General features: G+C 39.4%; 19 protein-coding genes. 4 read left to right on the forward strand and 15 right to left on the reverse strand.

What is annotated here, in order from left to right; translation table 11 throughout:
* The first annotated feature begins 198 nt into the window (after nucleotides 1–198).
* On the forward strand, nucleotides 199–687 hold the full coding sequence (locus ACZ43M_RS16265; protein WP_464503589.1) for a C40 family peptidase: 489 nt from the start codon (nucleotides 199–201) through the stop codon (nucleotides 685–687).
* Nucleotides 688–1,200: 513 nt separating this feature from the next.
* Nucleotides 1,201–1,497 carry a hypothetical protein gene (locus ACZ43M_RS16270; protein WP_464503590.1) on the forward strand — a complete coding sequence of 99 codons (297 nt, stop codon included), beginning with the start codon at nucleotides 1,201–1,203 and terminating at the stop codon, nucleotides 1,495–1,497.
* A 19-nt stretch (nucleotides 1,498–1,516) separates the two neighbouring features.
* Here ACZ43M_RS16270 and ACZ43M_RS16275 read toward each other — a convergent pair whose 3' ends face one another.
* Entirely contained in the window at nucleotides 1,517–2,362 is an 846-nt protein-coding gene (locus ACZ43M_RS16275) for an aldo/keto reductase (protein WP_464503591.1), read from the reverse strand.
* A gap of 2 nt (nucleotides 2,363–2,364) precedes the next feature.
* Nucleotides 2,365–3,600 (reverse strand): MFS transporter, encoded by a 1,236-nt coding sequence (locus tag ACZ43M_RS16280; protein WP_464503592.1) that lies wholly within the window; start codon nucleotides 3,598–3,600, stop codon nucleotides 2,365–2,367.
* Between the two features lie 198 nt (nucleotides 3,601–3,798).
* Between ACZ43M_RS16280 and ACZ43M_RS16285 the strand changes: the two genes are divergently transcribed.
* Nucleotides 3,799–4,170, forward strand: a complete 372-nt coding sequence (locus ACZ43M_RS16285; protein WP_464503593.1) for a winged helix-turn-helix transcriptional regulator — start codon at nucleotides 3,799–3,801, stop codon at nucleotides 4,168–4,170.
* 189 nt (nucleotides 4,171–4,359) lie between these two features.
* On the opposite strand, the gene ACZ43M_RS16290 is transcribed toward ACZ43M_RS16285, so the two are convergent.
* The 8 genes from ACZ43M_RS16290 to ACZ43M_RS16325 all read right to left on the reverse strand — a co-directional run bounded on the left by ACZ43M_RS16290 (nucleotide 4,360) and on the right by ACZ43M_RS16325 (nucleotide 8,467).
* Nucleotides 4,360–4,620, reverse strand: a complete 261-nt coding sequence (locus ACZ43M_RS16290; RefSeq protein WP_464503594.1) for a helix-turn-helix transcriptional regulator — start codon at nucleotides 4,618–4,620, stop codon at nucleotides 4,360–4,362.
* 90 nt (nucleotides 4,621–4,710) lie between these two features.
* On the reverse strand, nucleotides 4,711–5,217 hold the full coding sequence (locus tag ACZ43M_RS16295; protein ID WP_464503595.1) for a Crp/Fnr family transcriptional regulator: 507 nt from the start codon (nucleotides 5,215–5,217) through the stop codon (nucleotides 4,711–4,713).
* A 118-nt stretch (nucleotides 5,218–5,335) separates the two neighbouring features.
* Nucleotides 5,336–5,548 carry a spore germination protein gene (locus ACZ43M_RS16300; protein WP_464503596.1) on the reverse strand — a complete coding sequence of 71 codons (213 nt, stop codon included), beginning with the start codon at nucleotides 5,546–5,548 and terminating at the stop codon, nucleotides 5,336–5,338.
* A gap of 52 nt (nucleotides 5,549–5,600) precedes the next feature.
* Entirely contained in the window at nucleotides 5,601–6,215 is a 615-nt protein-coding gene (locus ACZ43M_RS16305; RefSeq protein ID WP_464503597.1) for a phosphotransferase, read from the reverse strand.
* 90 nt (nucleotides 6,216–6,305) lie between these two features.
* Nucleotides 6,306–6,830, reverse strand: coding sequence for a VanZ family protein (locus ACZ43M_RS16310; protein ID WP_464503598.1), 525 nt, complete (start codon nucleotides 6,828–6,830; stop codon nucleotides 6,306–6,308).
* Nucleotides 6,831–6,914: 84 nt separating this feature from the next.
* Nucleotides 6,915–7,136, reverse strand: a complete 222-nt coding sequence (locus ACZ43M_RS16315; RefSeq protein ID WP_464503599.1) for a hypothetical protein — start codon at nucleotides 7,134–7,136, stop codon at nucleotides 6,915–6,917.
* A 162-nt stretch (nucleotides 7,137–7,298) separates the two neighbouring features.
* Nucleotides 7,299–8,075: an alpha/beta hydrolase gene (locus ACZ43M_RS16320; protein WP_464503600.1), complete on the reverse strand. Its 777-nt coding sequence runs from the start codon at nucleotides 8,073–8,075 to the stop codon at nucleotides 7,299–7,301.
* 194 nt (nucleotides 8,076–8,269) lie between these two features.
* Nucleotides 8,270–8,467 carry a sporulation protein Cse60 gene (locus ACZ43M_RS16325; RefSeq protein ID WP_464503601.1) on the reverse strand — a complete coding sequence of 66 codons (198 nt, stop codon included), beginning with the start codon at nucleotides 8,465–8,467 and terminating at the stop codon, nucleotides 8,270–8,272.
* A gap of 445 nt (nucleotides 8,468–8,912) precedes the next feature.
* Between ACZ43M_RS16325 and ACZ43M_RS16330 the strand changes: the two genes are divergently transcribed.
* Nucleotides 8,913–9,809, forward strand: a complete 897-nt coding sequence (locus tag ACZ43M_RS16330; RefSeq protein WP_464503602.1) for a lysostaphin resistance A-like protein — start codon at nucleotides 8,913–8,915, stop codon at nucleotides 9,807–9,809.
* Between the two features lie 258 nt (nucleotides 9,810–10,067).
* On the opposite strand, the gene ACZ43M_RS16335 is transcribed toward ACZ43M_RS16330, so the two are convergent.
* From ACZ43M_RS16335 to ACZ43M_RS16355, 5 genes are all read right to left on the reverse strand, one after another.
* Entirely contained in the window at nucleotides 10,068–10,868 is an 801-nt protein-coding gene (locus ACZ43M_RS16335; protein ID WP_464503603.1) for a protein phosphatase 2C domain-containing protein, read from the reverse strand.
* A 75-nt stretch (nucleotides 10,869–10,943) separates the two neighbouring features.
* Nucleotides 10,944–11,723, reverse strand: coding sequence for a Cof-type HAD-IIB family hydrolase (locus tag ACZ43M_RS16340; protein ID WP_464503604.1), 780 nt, complete (start codon nucleotides 11,721–11,723; stop codon nucleotides 10,944–10,946).
* A 75-nt stretch (nucleotides 11,724–11,798) separates the two neighbouring features.
* Nucleotides 11,799–12,071 (reverse strand): hypothetical protein, encoded by a 273-nt coding sequence (locus ACZ43M_RS16345; protein WP_464503605.1) that lies wholly within the window; start codon nucleotides 12,069–12,071, stop codon nucleotides 11,799–11,801.
* 220 nt (nucleotides 12,072–12,291) lie between these two features.
* Nucleotides 12,292–12,480 carry a hypothetical protein gene (locus ACZ43M_RS16350; RefSeq protein WP_464503606.1) on the reverse strand — a complete coding sequence of 63 codons (189 nt, stop codon included), beginning with the start codon at nucleotides 12,478–12,480 and terminating at the stop codon, nucleotides 12,292–12,294.
* A gap of 59 nt (nucleotides 12,481–12,539) precedes the next feature.
* Nucleotides 12,540–13,601: a C45 family autoproteolytic acyltransferase/hydolase gene (locus ACZ43M_RS16355; RefSeq protein WP_464503607.1), complete on the reverse strand. Its 1,062-nt coding sequence runs from the start codon at nucleotides 13,599–13,601 to the stop codon at nucleotides 12,540–12,542.
* Between the last annotated feature and the right edge of the window lie 16 nt (nucleotides 13,602–13,617).

A 13,617-nucleotide genomic window follows, 5' to 3' on the forward strand; every position in this document is an offset into this window, starting at 1 on the left:
TATAATTATAAATAAATTATACCGAACGGTCAATATATGAGAAGGGACCATGGGGACGGTTCTTCTGGCTCCGGCACCAGTAGAACCGTCCCTGTGGTGCCCCCCAAAAATTAATTTCCAAAATGTGTAACTGATAAAAAACATCTGCGTCTATGTATGTGTGCGCACAACAAATTGATTAAAAATGAGGGGTATTCAATGTTAATGTCTGTACGGTCTCCAAAAACCTTTTTGTTGTTTCTCTCTTCAGTCATTTTGGGATTAACACTTTTATTAGTACCGCTTTTTAAAGCAGAAGCTTCCGTTTCTTGGGGCCAGGAAGTTGTTGAGGTAGGAAAACGTTCGATAGGAACAAAATTCAAATGGGGTGGCAATACGCCTAAAAGCGGATTTGATGCTTCAGGATATACACAATATGTTTTCAAAACTTCTGCTGCAAAGATTAAATTACCTCATTCCTCAAAAGCTCAATATAAAGTAGGAGTAACGGTGAAAAAGTCACAACTGAAACAAGGTGATCTGCTTTTCTTTAATACGAGTGGCAAAGGTGTGTCTTTCGTTGGGATTTATGATGGAAATGGGAAATTTCTATCTGCTACATCCTCAAAAGGTGTTAGATACCAATCGCTTAATTCCAAGTACTGGAAAGATCGCTATGTTGGAGCAAAACGTGTACTAAACGAATAACTTTTCTATTAAGCAAAAATGGCGAAGAGTAACAGGTACTGCTCGCCATTTTTTATGCCACCTGATTTATAACCTGTTCCTAACATTCTATTCTCCCCCAACATTAGTACCGCAAATTCGGGGTGCTGATATGGTACTTTCGTAATACACTTAATATTATCGATATTTTTATTAAACTGGGGGCATGGTTTGGGTCGTTCCGTCTTGCGTTTTCCGTTGAGCGTATTACCAGGTGGCTCAATCGTTCTAATCGCAGACTGAGACTTGCCTATGTATGCTTTGCGATATTCGTTATACCCGCAGCCATTATGCTTGTTAATATGATTCTGGAGATTTTTTACGAAATGATCCCGCAAATCATAATAAACTTTTCATAAAAACAAACGAAATGAGGGCAGTCGCTGACAGACTGTCCCCAAATTTATGAATTTGTGGCGAAAAAAATCTTTTCATTTTTAATTATAATTGATATTATTCCTATTAGAATAGTAGGATTAGTAGGTGTTTTTAATTATGTCTTTGTATGATAAATTACCAAGTGATTTTTTGATTCAATTTTTTAATGAAATAAATAAAAGCATTTCAAAAGGTCTAGTATCTAAAAAAATGTACTATGAATTAGGATTAATCATTGCAGCTGCGTCAAAAAGAGGGATACAATTAGAAAAGCCAAAGGATTTTGAACAAAACATTGACTACGTATTATTACAAAATTTAGATCAACAAAACACAAGAATATACGATGTATATGATGGAGAAACGAAACAGGTTAAATCATATAATTTAAAAAGGGACCCATCCTCCAGATGAGTCCCTCTGCTGCAATAGATTAAAAGTCAAAATTGTCCGGATCCGGACCGACACGGTGGTTTTCGTTCAAGTCATGAATCCGTCTCATGTCTTCCTCAGTTAACTGAAAATCAAATATAGTGGCATTTTCAGCGATGCGATGGGCCTTCGTCGATTTTGGTATCGTTACGACGCCGTTTTGCAGGTCCCAGCGCAAAATTACCTGCGCAACCGATTTGTGATGCCGCATAGCGATTTCCTTCAGCACTGGGTTGTCCAATAGCTGGCCTTGCATAAGCGGCGACCAGGCTTCCAGCACAATACCGTGTTCCCGGCAAAACGCTTGAAGCTCTTCCTGGGTTAACCGCGGGTGGTACTCGACCTGGTTCACCATCGGTTTGATTTCAGCATCCTTCATTAAATCCTCCAGATGATGAATCTGAAAATTACTTACCCCAATCGCTTTTACCCGGCCCTGTTTATAAAGTGTCTCCAACGCTTTCCAGGCCTCTTTAAATTTCCCCTCCACCGGCCAGTGAATGAGATATAAATCCAGATATTCCAAACCGAGCTTCGCCAAGCTTTTTTGATAGGCAGCAATGGTAGACTCGTAGCCTAAGTCGGCATTCCAAACCTTCGATGTCACAAATAACTCTTCTCTCGAAATGCCTGTTTCCTTCAGCCCTTCCCGAATTCCCTGTCCGACACCTTCTTCATTTCCATAGATAGCGGCTGTATCAATGCTGCGATAGCCATGCACAATCGCCGTTTTCACAGCTTGAACCAGCTCTGGACCCTCTTCGACTTTAAACACGCCGATTCCGAACCAAGGCATTTTGAGTCCATTATGCAAAGTGGTTGTATCTTGTAAATTTATTGCGGTCATTTTCAGTTTCCTCCTAATTTCTCTTGAAAAATTGGTGTCCCATTCCGTGCTTCCGTTCTTTGTTCCCTGCGTTCCAGTGCTTGACTCCAGCCTGTCAAAATGACAGCACCGAGTACCATTATCGCCCCTATCCATGGCGTATGAATGAGCCCAATCGTATCGGTAATAACTCCGCCCATGTAGGATCCGATGGCAATTCCGGCGTTAAACGCGGCTATGTTGATTGCTGAAGCCACATCAACAGCACTAGGTACATAACGCTCCGCCAGCATCACCACATATACCTGCAGACCTGGCACATTCATAAACGCCAATAACCCCATCGAGAATATCGTTATCAATGCTGCTGCCTTATAAGGAGCAGTGAACGTGAACACTAGCAGCACAATGGCTTGTACAATAAACATATAGAACAACGCGTTGATCGGGTTTCGGTTTGCCGCTTTTCCACCGATTACATTTCCGACGGCAATGGCAATCCCATAAAAAAGCAAAATAACTGCCACAGTTCCTTCTTTGAATCCTGTTACCTCTTGAAGCAATGGAGTTAAATAGGTAAAGACAACAAACGTGCCTCCATATCCCAACGCGGTAATGGCGAATAAAAGCAATAACCTGCCATTCGCCAACAGTTTGAATTGGTCACCTAACGTTGTCACAGCACCTTTACGCAGCTGAGCTGGAATCAGAATGCTGGTTGCGATAAAGGCAATTACCCCAACGGCAACAATAGCCATAAACGAAGTTCTCCAACCGAATTGCTGCCCGATAAATGTACCAAACGGGACTCCGGTAACCGTTGCGACGGTCAAGCCGGTAAACATAATTGCAATGGCGCTTGCCCGGCGGTTTTCCGGAACAAGATCAGCCGCAATCGTCGAACCGATTGACATGAACACTCCATGTGAAAATGCGGCTAGAATTCGGGCAACAAGTAAAACGCCAATACTTGCCGCACCTGCCGCAATGCTGTTGCCAATAATGAATACAATCATCACCCAAAGTAACAATGACTTACGTGACATCCTGGACGTAAGTGACGTCAGAACCGGCGCCCCAAATGTCACGCCTAAAGCATATATCGAAACTGTCAACCCTGCTGTTGTGACAGATATGTTTAAATCCTTCGCAATCAGCGGCAATAAGCCGACACTGATAAATTCTGTTGTACCAATCGCAAATGCGCTGACTGCTAATGCCAAAAGCGCCAATGTGCTCCGTTTTTTATCTAAAGACATTGAATTCTCCCCCTGCTTACTGTCTCTTTTTGTATTATTTAATCTCCGCTAGCAGATAAATAAAGTATGTTGCAGATTAACCGGCACATGTTATTATGGAACATATATTTCTAATAGAAAAGAACGTACTTTAAAGTGCTATAGGTACCAAATAGTACGATAGGTACTTTTTAGTACCTATAGATATGGAGGGCATATATGAATAATAAGAAGTATAATATTGCCGTTGAAGCAACATTGGAAGTGATTGGAGGAAAGTGGAAATGCGTGATCCTTTGCCATCTTACCCACGGCAAAAAACGCACAAGCGAATTGAAACGCCTGATGCCTAACATTACACAAAAAATGTTAACCCAACAATTGCGCGAGCTGGAAGATGACGGGGTCATTAACCGTATTATGTATAATCAAATTCCGCCAAAAGTGGAATATGAACTCAGTGAATATGGTTGGAGTTTAAAAGGAATTCTGGACTCTTTATGTGCCTGGGGAGAAAGTCACATAACAAAAGTGTATGGGGACAAATTTACCGTTCTGGAGGAAAATGTCCTGAATGACAAATTGAAGTAAGTAAACTTTTGCAGCGATATTTCTTTCCTTTTATAGGCAATCATGAATACCTTTATCAAATGATAAACTGTCATAAAAATGATGACGTGCGGAAAAGATGCTTGTTAGTATAACTAGCATTATTACCTCCGATAAGCTATGTTCGATGATTCTGAACGTACTAATTAATAGATTATGTCCGGTATTCTTTTACATTTTCCTTAGATTCTGCAGGTCATTTATTATTTTTATCTCGTTGTCTGTTAAGTCGGTAAACAAATCTCGGTATGCCCGATTAAAATAATCTTCTAACGCAATAATCATGTCATGTCGTGGATACTTCTTACCATTCTCCCAATAGGATATCGTAGAATAATTGACTCCCAAATCTTCAGCTAATTGATAAATAGAAATATCCTTTTCAATCCGATATTTTTTTAGACGTTTTGGTTTGTAATTTGTTTTTTCCAAGATATTAGCTCCTTAACAAAAGATATTCACTCGACCTTCTGACAAACTTTTCAATTTCTTCTTTAAATTTACATAATTCGCCTTAGATCTTCAAGCTACACGATGTAGTAGCTGAGGATGCTTGTTTACGATTGATATGTACCGTTCTTCAGGTGTCGACTTAATAAATTCAGCGAATTCATCCTGTACCTCGCTAAGGCTAATCTCCATCATTTTGCGGGTCATCGTTTCCAATTGCGAGTAGTTGTGGTACATCACCTTTTCAGAATCCTCGTCGCCGACGACCAATTGGCAATCTTCTAAACATGTGTAAGAGTATTTCGATGGCTCCATTTGCTTTTGGTCATTCATGATCGGTATCGCTTGTTCTTCCGTAAAGAAATTTGCGGTTACCTCTTTGCCTGCTTCATCGACAAAAAACTGCCGAACGCAGCCCTTTAAACCGAAATAACATTTAATAGATGGAAGATCTCCTTGTTTAAGAAGGGCTGCTCCTTTTTGATATTCTTTGATTTTGATAGCCTCGGAGATCTTCTGTTTCTCTGCATCGCTTAGGGAGGTAAATTCAGTCATATATTTTAACAGAATTTCCTTCATGAATTGGTCCCTCTCAGATCGTTTATTTTTATATTACCATTTTTATCCACCTAAGGAAATGGCTAGATCATAACGACTGGTTGATTCTGCTTAATCTACATTGTTTGGTGTGATCTAGCTAGTTATCTCTAACGATAGGCTGGTCTGCTACAGAAGAACTTACTGTATTGGAGGAACTTACGCCATTAACCGTATTGACTTGAACGCCCGTATTATCCCCACCTGAACCTGTTGTGGTCTTTATTGAACTTTTTGGAGAGATAAACACTGCCCCGCCAAAATTAACCACTCCGCCAGTAATAGTACCAATATCCACTGCAGGAACTGACATAAACAAACATCCTTTTCGTTTAATTTCCAGATACTTAGTATATGCCAGATATTCAGGATTTTGTTCCACTGTTTACCCAATCTAATCCTGAAGGAACATGATTTTTAATAAAATAAACCCATGACTCAATATAAGGAACATCCACATTGTATTCATCCACCAAAGGACGAATCATGCCCAGTGGTTTATTTAAAAGATGATCAAAATCAAGCGAAAAACGATGATGCGCCGGTTGAAAATGGTCAGTGAAGTTATGAATAATTGCTAATGTCTTCCCATACATATAGCTAATTTCTTGATTTAATTTCGGGCGGTCTCCAGGTGCAAACGTAAAAAGGGTTATGTATCGCACTGCTTCGGGTGCATTTACCTCAACTGCCAATTGTCCTTCGATGCTTTTTATTGGTGCAGAAACAGCCATTCCTTTTTCAAAAAGAAACGTTAAGACATCAAGTTCAAAATAAATATCGGACTGACTCCTCCAATTGGAGCGATACACTCGAAGAATATACTTCCCCCTGTCTGTTTCAACACTGTAGGTATCATTCATTCCTCTCACAAGGAGTCTGCACAGCTTCACCTGACCGACTTCATAATTCCTTGAAACAAAATTATCTAGATAATTACTTGATAGTAAACTGTGGGATACTAGAGAACTATTGTTCATGAACTTACTTCTCTCCTTAATTTATAAAAACCGCGAGAACCCTTACAACTGTCACTTTTAATATCTTATCAATAAAATGAAATGACAGGATTATATTTGAATCCAACTATTTAATACTTTTTGGATTGGCCGAAAGATAAAATAACAACAGTATCCTACGAAACCACCGAACGTATTGGTGATTAAGTCGGTAACATCAAAGATTCTCGAAGTGGGACTGCCCCACCATGCATTTAGTAATTGGAAGCCTTCAATCCCTAAACTAAACAGCAAGGACATGGCAATTGTACTTATTACGCCCCGTTTCTTGATTATGGGATATAGAAACCCAAAAGGCATCATCATAATCATGTTTAGAACGATGCCTCTAATGGCCCCATCGTAACCCATTCTCAAATCACGAAACGGAGTGAAATTGCCTTCCCCCAAAATAATTCGATTGATTCCCCCGGTAGGAAGGGAAAAAGGCATGATGGTAACAAATAAAACCATCACGATATAAACGTACATCAGTGTCTTGATTATAAATTCATGTTTGGGTCCCCTTTTCCACCTTTTATAAAAATACAAAAAATAAAATAACCCCAACAAAACAAAATTGATTAAGTAGTCCAATTTAAGCCCCCCTAGTTATTTCCTTACCGAAAAATTTCATTCAGTAATTAGACGAAGGGAATGCATAATTGTTCCAATTTTAATTCAATCGTTTTCAATTTTTTGTACTTTATCTGTTATGTCCTCGCTTCCGTTTACCATAACTTTTTCGATAAGCGTTGGACGAAACCCGGTTTCTCGTTTTATTTCTTGTATGTATTGATGTGCCACCCCCGGAATATCACTTTTCCTCCTTGCTGTGAACGATCCACCAGAGAACATGCCTGTTCCATCAATCTTCAGGTGGACATCTACGTTAAACTTCATAAACATCACCTCTTTTTTATTATAGAACATACGTTTGATTTATAGGCGAAAAAATAACTCCCTTAGATGGAAGATTTTTTGCACATAAAAATTGTCAGGCACCTTCCTATTTCTCAGAAAGTGCCTGACAATTGATTACTATTAAATACTTGTTTCCAGTCTTTATGTTAAAGCAATCCGCTCTTTTGTGACCGTTGCTAAGATTCCCTCGATAAAGGCATGTGTTGTATTAATGATTTCATCCTTATCATGATCCATCGAGGCAACATGGTATGAGTTATGAAGTGTCACTACTTTTTTCTGAGTCGATCCAATATGTTCAAAAATATAATCTGTGCATTCTGGCGGCACGACATGATCCACTTTTGATTTAAAGCAAAGAACAGGCTGTGAGATGGTTGGAATGATTTCAGGTGTTTTTTTCATAAGCGCTTGAATTTCATGAATCGCATGCAGCGGAACTTTGGCGTAGGTTATTTCATCAACACCTTCTAAACGTATATCCGGTGAGCCTTCCGGGAGAAATCTGGGACTTGTTTTACCAACCAAATACTCATAATCTGGAATGCTTAACGCAGCATTAATCGTGATGACACCATCTATGTTTTCATATTTATTTGCCAGCCAAAGTGCTAAAGCCCCGCCCATCGATTGCCCCATGACAACAATCGTTGAGCACCTCTCCTTTAAGAACTGATATCCCGTTTCAAGGTCAGAAATCCAGCCATAATGAGTAGCATTCTCCAAGTCATAATAATGTGTCCCATGGCCTGTTAATCTTGGAGCAAAAACGGTATAACCCCATTGTGATAACTTTACTCCCAAGTATTTTACACTTTGAGGCGTTCCCACAAATCCATGAGAGAGTAAGATGCCGATGTTATTTCCCTTTATAAAAAACGATTCTGCACCGTCCAATACCGGATATCTTTCTTTCATCAATCGTTACCCCCTTAATAAAAGTTCCCGCGTTCATTCTTATTACACGGATTATAATCCATATTATTCCTACCTGTCAACTAGGTTTTTAGAGGCTAACATTTTTACTCTTCTCGATACAATAACAAAACCTCAAACTCATGCCCGAATTTGAGGTTAGTTATTGTGCCCCGGCTAAACCGATTTATCTAGGATCATTTCTTGTAAATAATTAGAGCTGTATATCTTGAATCCGGATAAACTCCATATTCCGTATGAGTGCTAATATCAAGAGGCGTAGTATTGTATTTTATATCTATTAACTTACCGTCCGCTAAGGAGCCCAGAAACTCATTCACTTTACCAATTAATTCTTCGAAATCTATACTTTGGATACCTTTTACCTCGTACATCGAATTCTCCTTTCCCTTTATCTTAAATTTATTATATTAACGCTATGTGAAATCATTTGTGTAAGGAATTATTTGTATAAAAGATGTAGAAACGTTCATATAAAGTGAGGAAAAATGAAGATTTATAACGTTAAGTACTAATGACAGCGGTTGGGAAGGTCTACTCTAATGTATGGACAAATAAAATATGTAATACCAACCCCCGCGAAATTAGAACTCTCCATTACCATAACACAGTTCCTATTTTTTATCAAAATATTATATTTTAACATCAACCTTCATTAACTGTCAAAGGTTTTATTTCATTACTATAATCAGGAATTGAAGAGATGTTTTTCCATACCCTCTATAAGTTCCAAGAAGTGATTGACTGAAATGCCAAATAATGACATAATATTTTTCATATGCGTTTATCCTAAACTACTAGATTGATGGTGTTAACTGAATGGATTTTATTAAAGTGGAAAAGGGCAAGAACAGTTGGAAAAGGTATTTGTCTTCATTTTTATTAATGCTGGTATTTATTTTTCTCGCAGGTATTCCTTATGCAATTATTGGGGAGTTCATTGTTGGAACTGATAATAACCCTAATACCTATTATGACTTTGAGAAACAGGAATATATCGGGATCAATTCCTTACTTAATTTCGTATTAATGAATTCCACCTTTATCATCTGGATTTTGGGTATTTTTGTTGCGATTCGTTTCATCCATAAGCGCAAGTTCAAGACGCTGATTACACCAAATCGGAATATTGACTGGAAGAAAATTAGCTTCGGCTTTATCGTGTTTTTTATCATCCTGGCTATCACTACCATAATGGATGCCATTTTAAACCCTGGGGATTATTCTTTCAACGATATTAAAATTTCAGATTTTCTAATCTTATTTGTGCTCGTGTTAGTTCTCACGCCGATTCAAACGACCTGTGAAGAGGTATTCTTCAGGGGATATCTGATGCAGCTAATTGGAAAGTGGATTCGGAATCCTTTTCTTTTATCACTGATTGCAGGTGGCATTTTCGGCTCACTGCATTTTGTTAATCCTGAAATGAGTTACTCTCCCATCTTGGTTGGAGCGGATTATGTTTTAATGGGCTTCGTTTGGTGTTATATTTCCGCAAAAACAAACAGCATCGAATTGTCGATTGGGGCCCATGCCGCTAATAATATGCTCATTGGCTGGTTTCTCACAATGGACAACTCCGCCTTTGGCAGCATCCCATCCTTATTTGTCGTCAAGGACATCGACCCTGCAGCTTCCCTTATGTGGTCAGCTATTTCAATGGGTATTTTTATGTATATTTCTTTAAGAAAATACAAATTCACCAGAATAAACTAAAGTCGCCACGGGTCGCCACAGGGACGGTTCTAGTGGCGCCGTGGCGCCACCAGAAGCAGGAAATTTGACTATGGATGTCGAATTACTTGTACAAAAACTTTAAAACTTCCTGCTTACTCAGGCAATCAAAAATTTTGCGATAATTCCTTAGAAGTAATTCCTTTAGATTAAAATTCCGTTTACTTATAAAGTGCTTCGAAACTTGAGCAAAACTTCCGATTGCCTATATTAGAACCGTCCCCGTGGTCCCCCAATAATTTAAAACTTTATCAATATACCTGTTTTATCATCTTGAAGCAGGTTGTTTGATAGTTCGTATTCTACTAAATCTGTTGCATATTGAGGTAACCCGTGGTCTCTAATCATGTTAAACATGTCTTCCCAGTTCCTGCCCTTTGGAAAAAGTCCGTCCGAAATAAGCAGTATCTCACTATATTCTTCTCTCGGCAGCATTCCAACATGCAAAAAATTCTCTGCTGCGGGGTCACCGTTTAAAACGCCATACCCATTCTCCTGGTTTGCTAAAGAACGGTTATAAATCATTGCATTTTTGGGGGCTCCATAGAAATCTCCATTAGGGAGGTCTTTCCCTTCCCGTCTTTCTTTCTCTCTTTGCAGCATCGCTCTTTTGGATATCCCGGATACCATGTCCTCTGTTAATCTTTTAAATTCTCCCGATTTTGTCGATGCAAAGATCATGCAATCTCCAATTTGGGCTAAATGGATAGACTTACCATCGACTATTACCATCGCCAAACAGGTGCACCACAATTCTTCTTTCTTCGTTAGGTCTATGTTATGATTCTTCATTTCTTCTAAAAGTAAGGAGTTTGCCTCAGAGATTCTGGATTGAAGCGGAAGCGAACTGCTATTTTTAATTGCATTTCCTACAATTCTTGAAGCCAAAACGGCACCGTTACGTCCTTCTTGATCAACAAAATCAGAGATGGGAGTGGCCCCATCCAATACAGCGAATAGTCCCTTTTTTTCATCACAGATGTAATAATCCTCACAAATACTTTTCCTATCGCTTTTCAGCTGAAATGTTTGAATCTTCAAAAAATCCCTCCCGAGACCCCTACGTTTTTTTAACCCGCTAAGAATTAGAACTATACTGCTCTATCCGGTAGAAGGTTACAACAAACCGACCAATTGAAGTCCATGAAGAATCCCATTATCCCCAACTGATTTTGTCACATATTTTGCGACTTTCTTTACCACTTCCTCCGCATTCCCCATGGCGACGCTATTCTTTACTGCTGAGAGCATTTCAATATCGTTCAGTCCATCGCCAAACGCATAGAGATGCTCCTCGGAAAACCCAAGTGTTTTCGCTATCTCGTTGATTCCATTGGCCTTTGAACCTCCCTTAGGAACGACATCCATTGCAACAGGATGCCATCTGACAAAATCAAAATCGTGGAATTCCTCTTGGTACTGCTTTTCTTCTCCTTCACTGCAAAAAAGTTGAGCTTGGTACAACTCACGACCCTTATAATAGTGCGGATCATAGGCAGGAAGACTTTTTGACTTAAAAAACTCAAAGCTTTCCTTAATGTAACTGTGTTCTGGAACGTTTGCTTTCATGTCCTCGTGGTCCATATAGACAACCGGGTGATTCCGCTCAAGAGCTGTACTGGTTAATTTTTCTATAGATGAAATTTTTAATGGATTTGTGTACAGGACTTCTCCTTCCAACACCACGTATGACCCGTTATAGCCAATATAGGTATGGATATCCAATTCTTCACGCAAATCCTCAAACATAAACGGAGCGCGGCCTGTTGCAATGGCTACGACGTGCCCCATCTCTTTTAGTGTAAAAATAGCTTCTTTTGTGGATATCGGCAATTTCTTATCATGATCCAACAAGGTGCCGTCAATATCAAAAAATATCACGCTTTTGTTTTTCATGTCGCTCCAACTTTCCCAAATAATGCAGTACTGCTCCGTTCATTCTGTAAAAAGGGATTGAGAAAGGGTTTCCATTTAACTAAAAAATCGGAAAGGAAAAAATAGCCAAGCATCATCAACATACAACACCATGACCACGCCTGTTGCAATCCCAAGTAATAGAAAAAGTGCAGCCTGAATTTTGTTTTTTATTAGATTTAAAGTATATCCAATTGCTAACAATAATGGAATAAAAACGAGTCCAATCGTAAGCTGTCCAATACTAAAGCCCGCAATAAAACTGAATATATAGGCTGCTAGAGCAGCAACCCAATATAGCTTACGATTTCCTTTAGCTGCTAGAACCATAGAGACAACGGTTACAAAAAGGGCGATCAACAGAATAAAGGTAAAAATCAGTAATCCCTCCCATTAATGATTACCTAATTTTACCACGGGTTATAGAACCTGTTAATCAATAATTAATTTTATTCTCTTTTGCACTGGGTTATCTCCCACACCAATAAAAGGCCTTCATTTCCTACTATCCACTATACCAAAAAAAACGCCAGATGGCGTTTTTTCAACATTATTCTTGATCGTTTCTATTACGAGCGTTACCTGTCAAATTGTTTACCGCATTTTTCGTTGCATCGACTGTTTTCATCGCAATATTCTCAGTCGCTTCTAACGCATTATGCACAGTTTCAAAGGCAGACCCTGCTGTGTTTTTAATGCCTTCTGCAATTCCTTCATTATTCTTTCTTTGATTTGCCATTTAGTGTCACCTCCTAAACAGCAATAGAATATGTATTTTAGAATTAATTATTCATTCCATTATTTATACCAATCTGCCCGTTCCATATTAGGAAATGGAATAGCTGTATCCACCTCTCCATCCACTATCTTAATAGGAATGTCCGCACCACTTAACCACTTTAAAAATGGGAATACAGTTGGTTCTTGGTCGCCGCCTAAGGCAAACCAGGCTTCCAACTCTTTTGGAAAATAAGCAGAGGTATGAATGGTTCCGGCCCAGCTGCCATAAAGCTTGGAAAACACACCTTGATTACTGTCATTTAAGAGCCTGAAGGCTTGATGTCCGTTCAATCCAACTGCCTGGTTTTCTTCGACAATTTGCATTCGCTTATTCGAATCATCGAGTACATGCCGATTTTCTTCGGTCAGTATTTTAAAATGATTGGTGCAGGCATAGCCTTGTCGGACCTCTACTCTTCTTGGTGATGTTTCCACAATTCTCGGCGCTTCACACGTTTGATCAAATAGTGTATACGCAAAGGAACCACGGTGCGGAATCTCCTTCAGCAGTTCAACCGCTTCCTCTGTGTTCGCGCAGCGCTCAAGGATAAGCCTGCCGATCATATGGCAGATAAATCCGTCCCCTGGGCGTTTGCGGTTCATGAAGGTGTACCCCATTGCTAGACCCTTTTCGTTCATTCCGTCACTTCGGCCGGTAATTTTCTGGCTTACACCTGTTACTGCATAGCCTCCGTCTGTTGGCTGGTAGATTACATAGCGGCCATCATAGGTTTTTGGATGATAATCATAATTACGGATCATATAATTATCCCCTACATAGATGGAACAGCCAGAAGGATTCATTTTAACTCTGTAACCACCGAACTCGAGCAGGACTCTTTCCATCGGCCAACCTAGGGCATCCCGGAATCCGAGAAATTCCTCCCAAATAAGCGGAGACCACTTTTCAAAGATTGTTTTCGTTTCTTCGATATCAATCCGAAACTGGGGCTTCCGTACTTTCCATTGACGCTCACGATTTTCCACCAGACTGGAATTCTTGAGCTGTTCTCCCTGTTTATAGCCAAAATCATAATGGTTTCCGCGAAATTGCACGACATCCGCAAAGACTTTTTTCATGATGAACGCCTCCATA

Source organism: Neobacillus sp. B24, assembly GCF_055381825.1.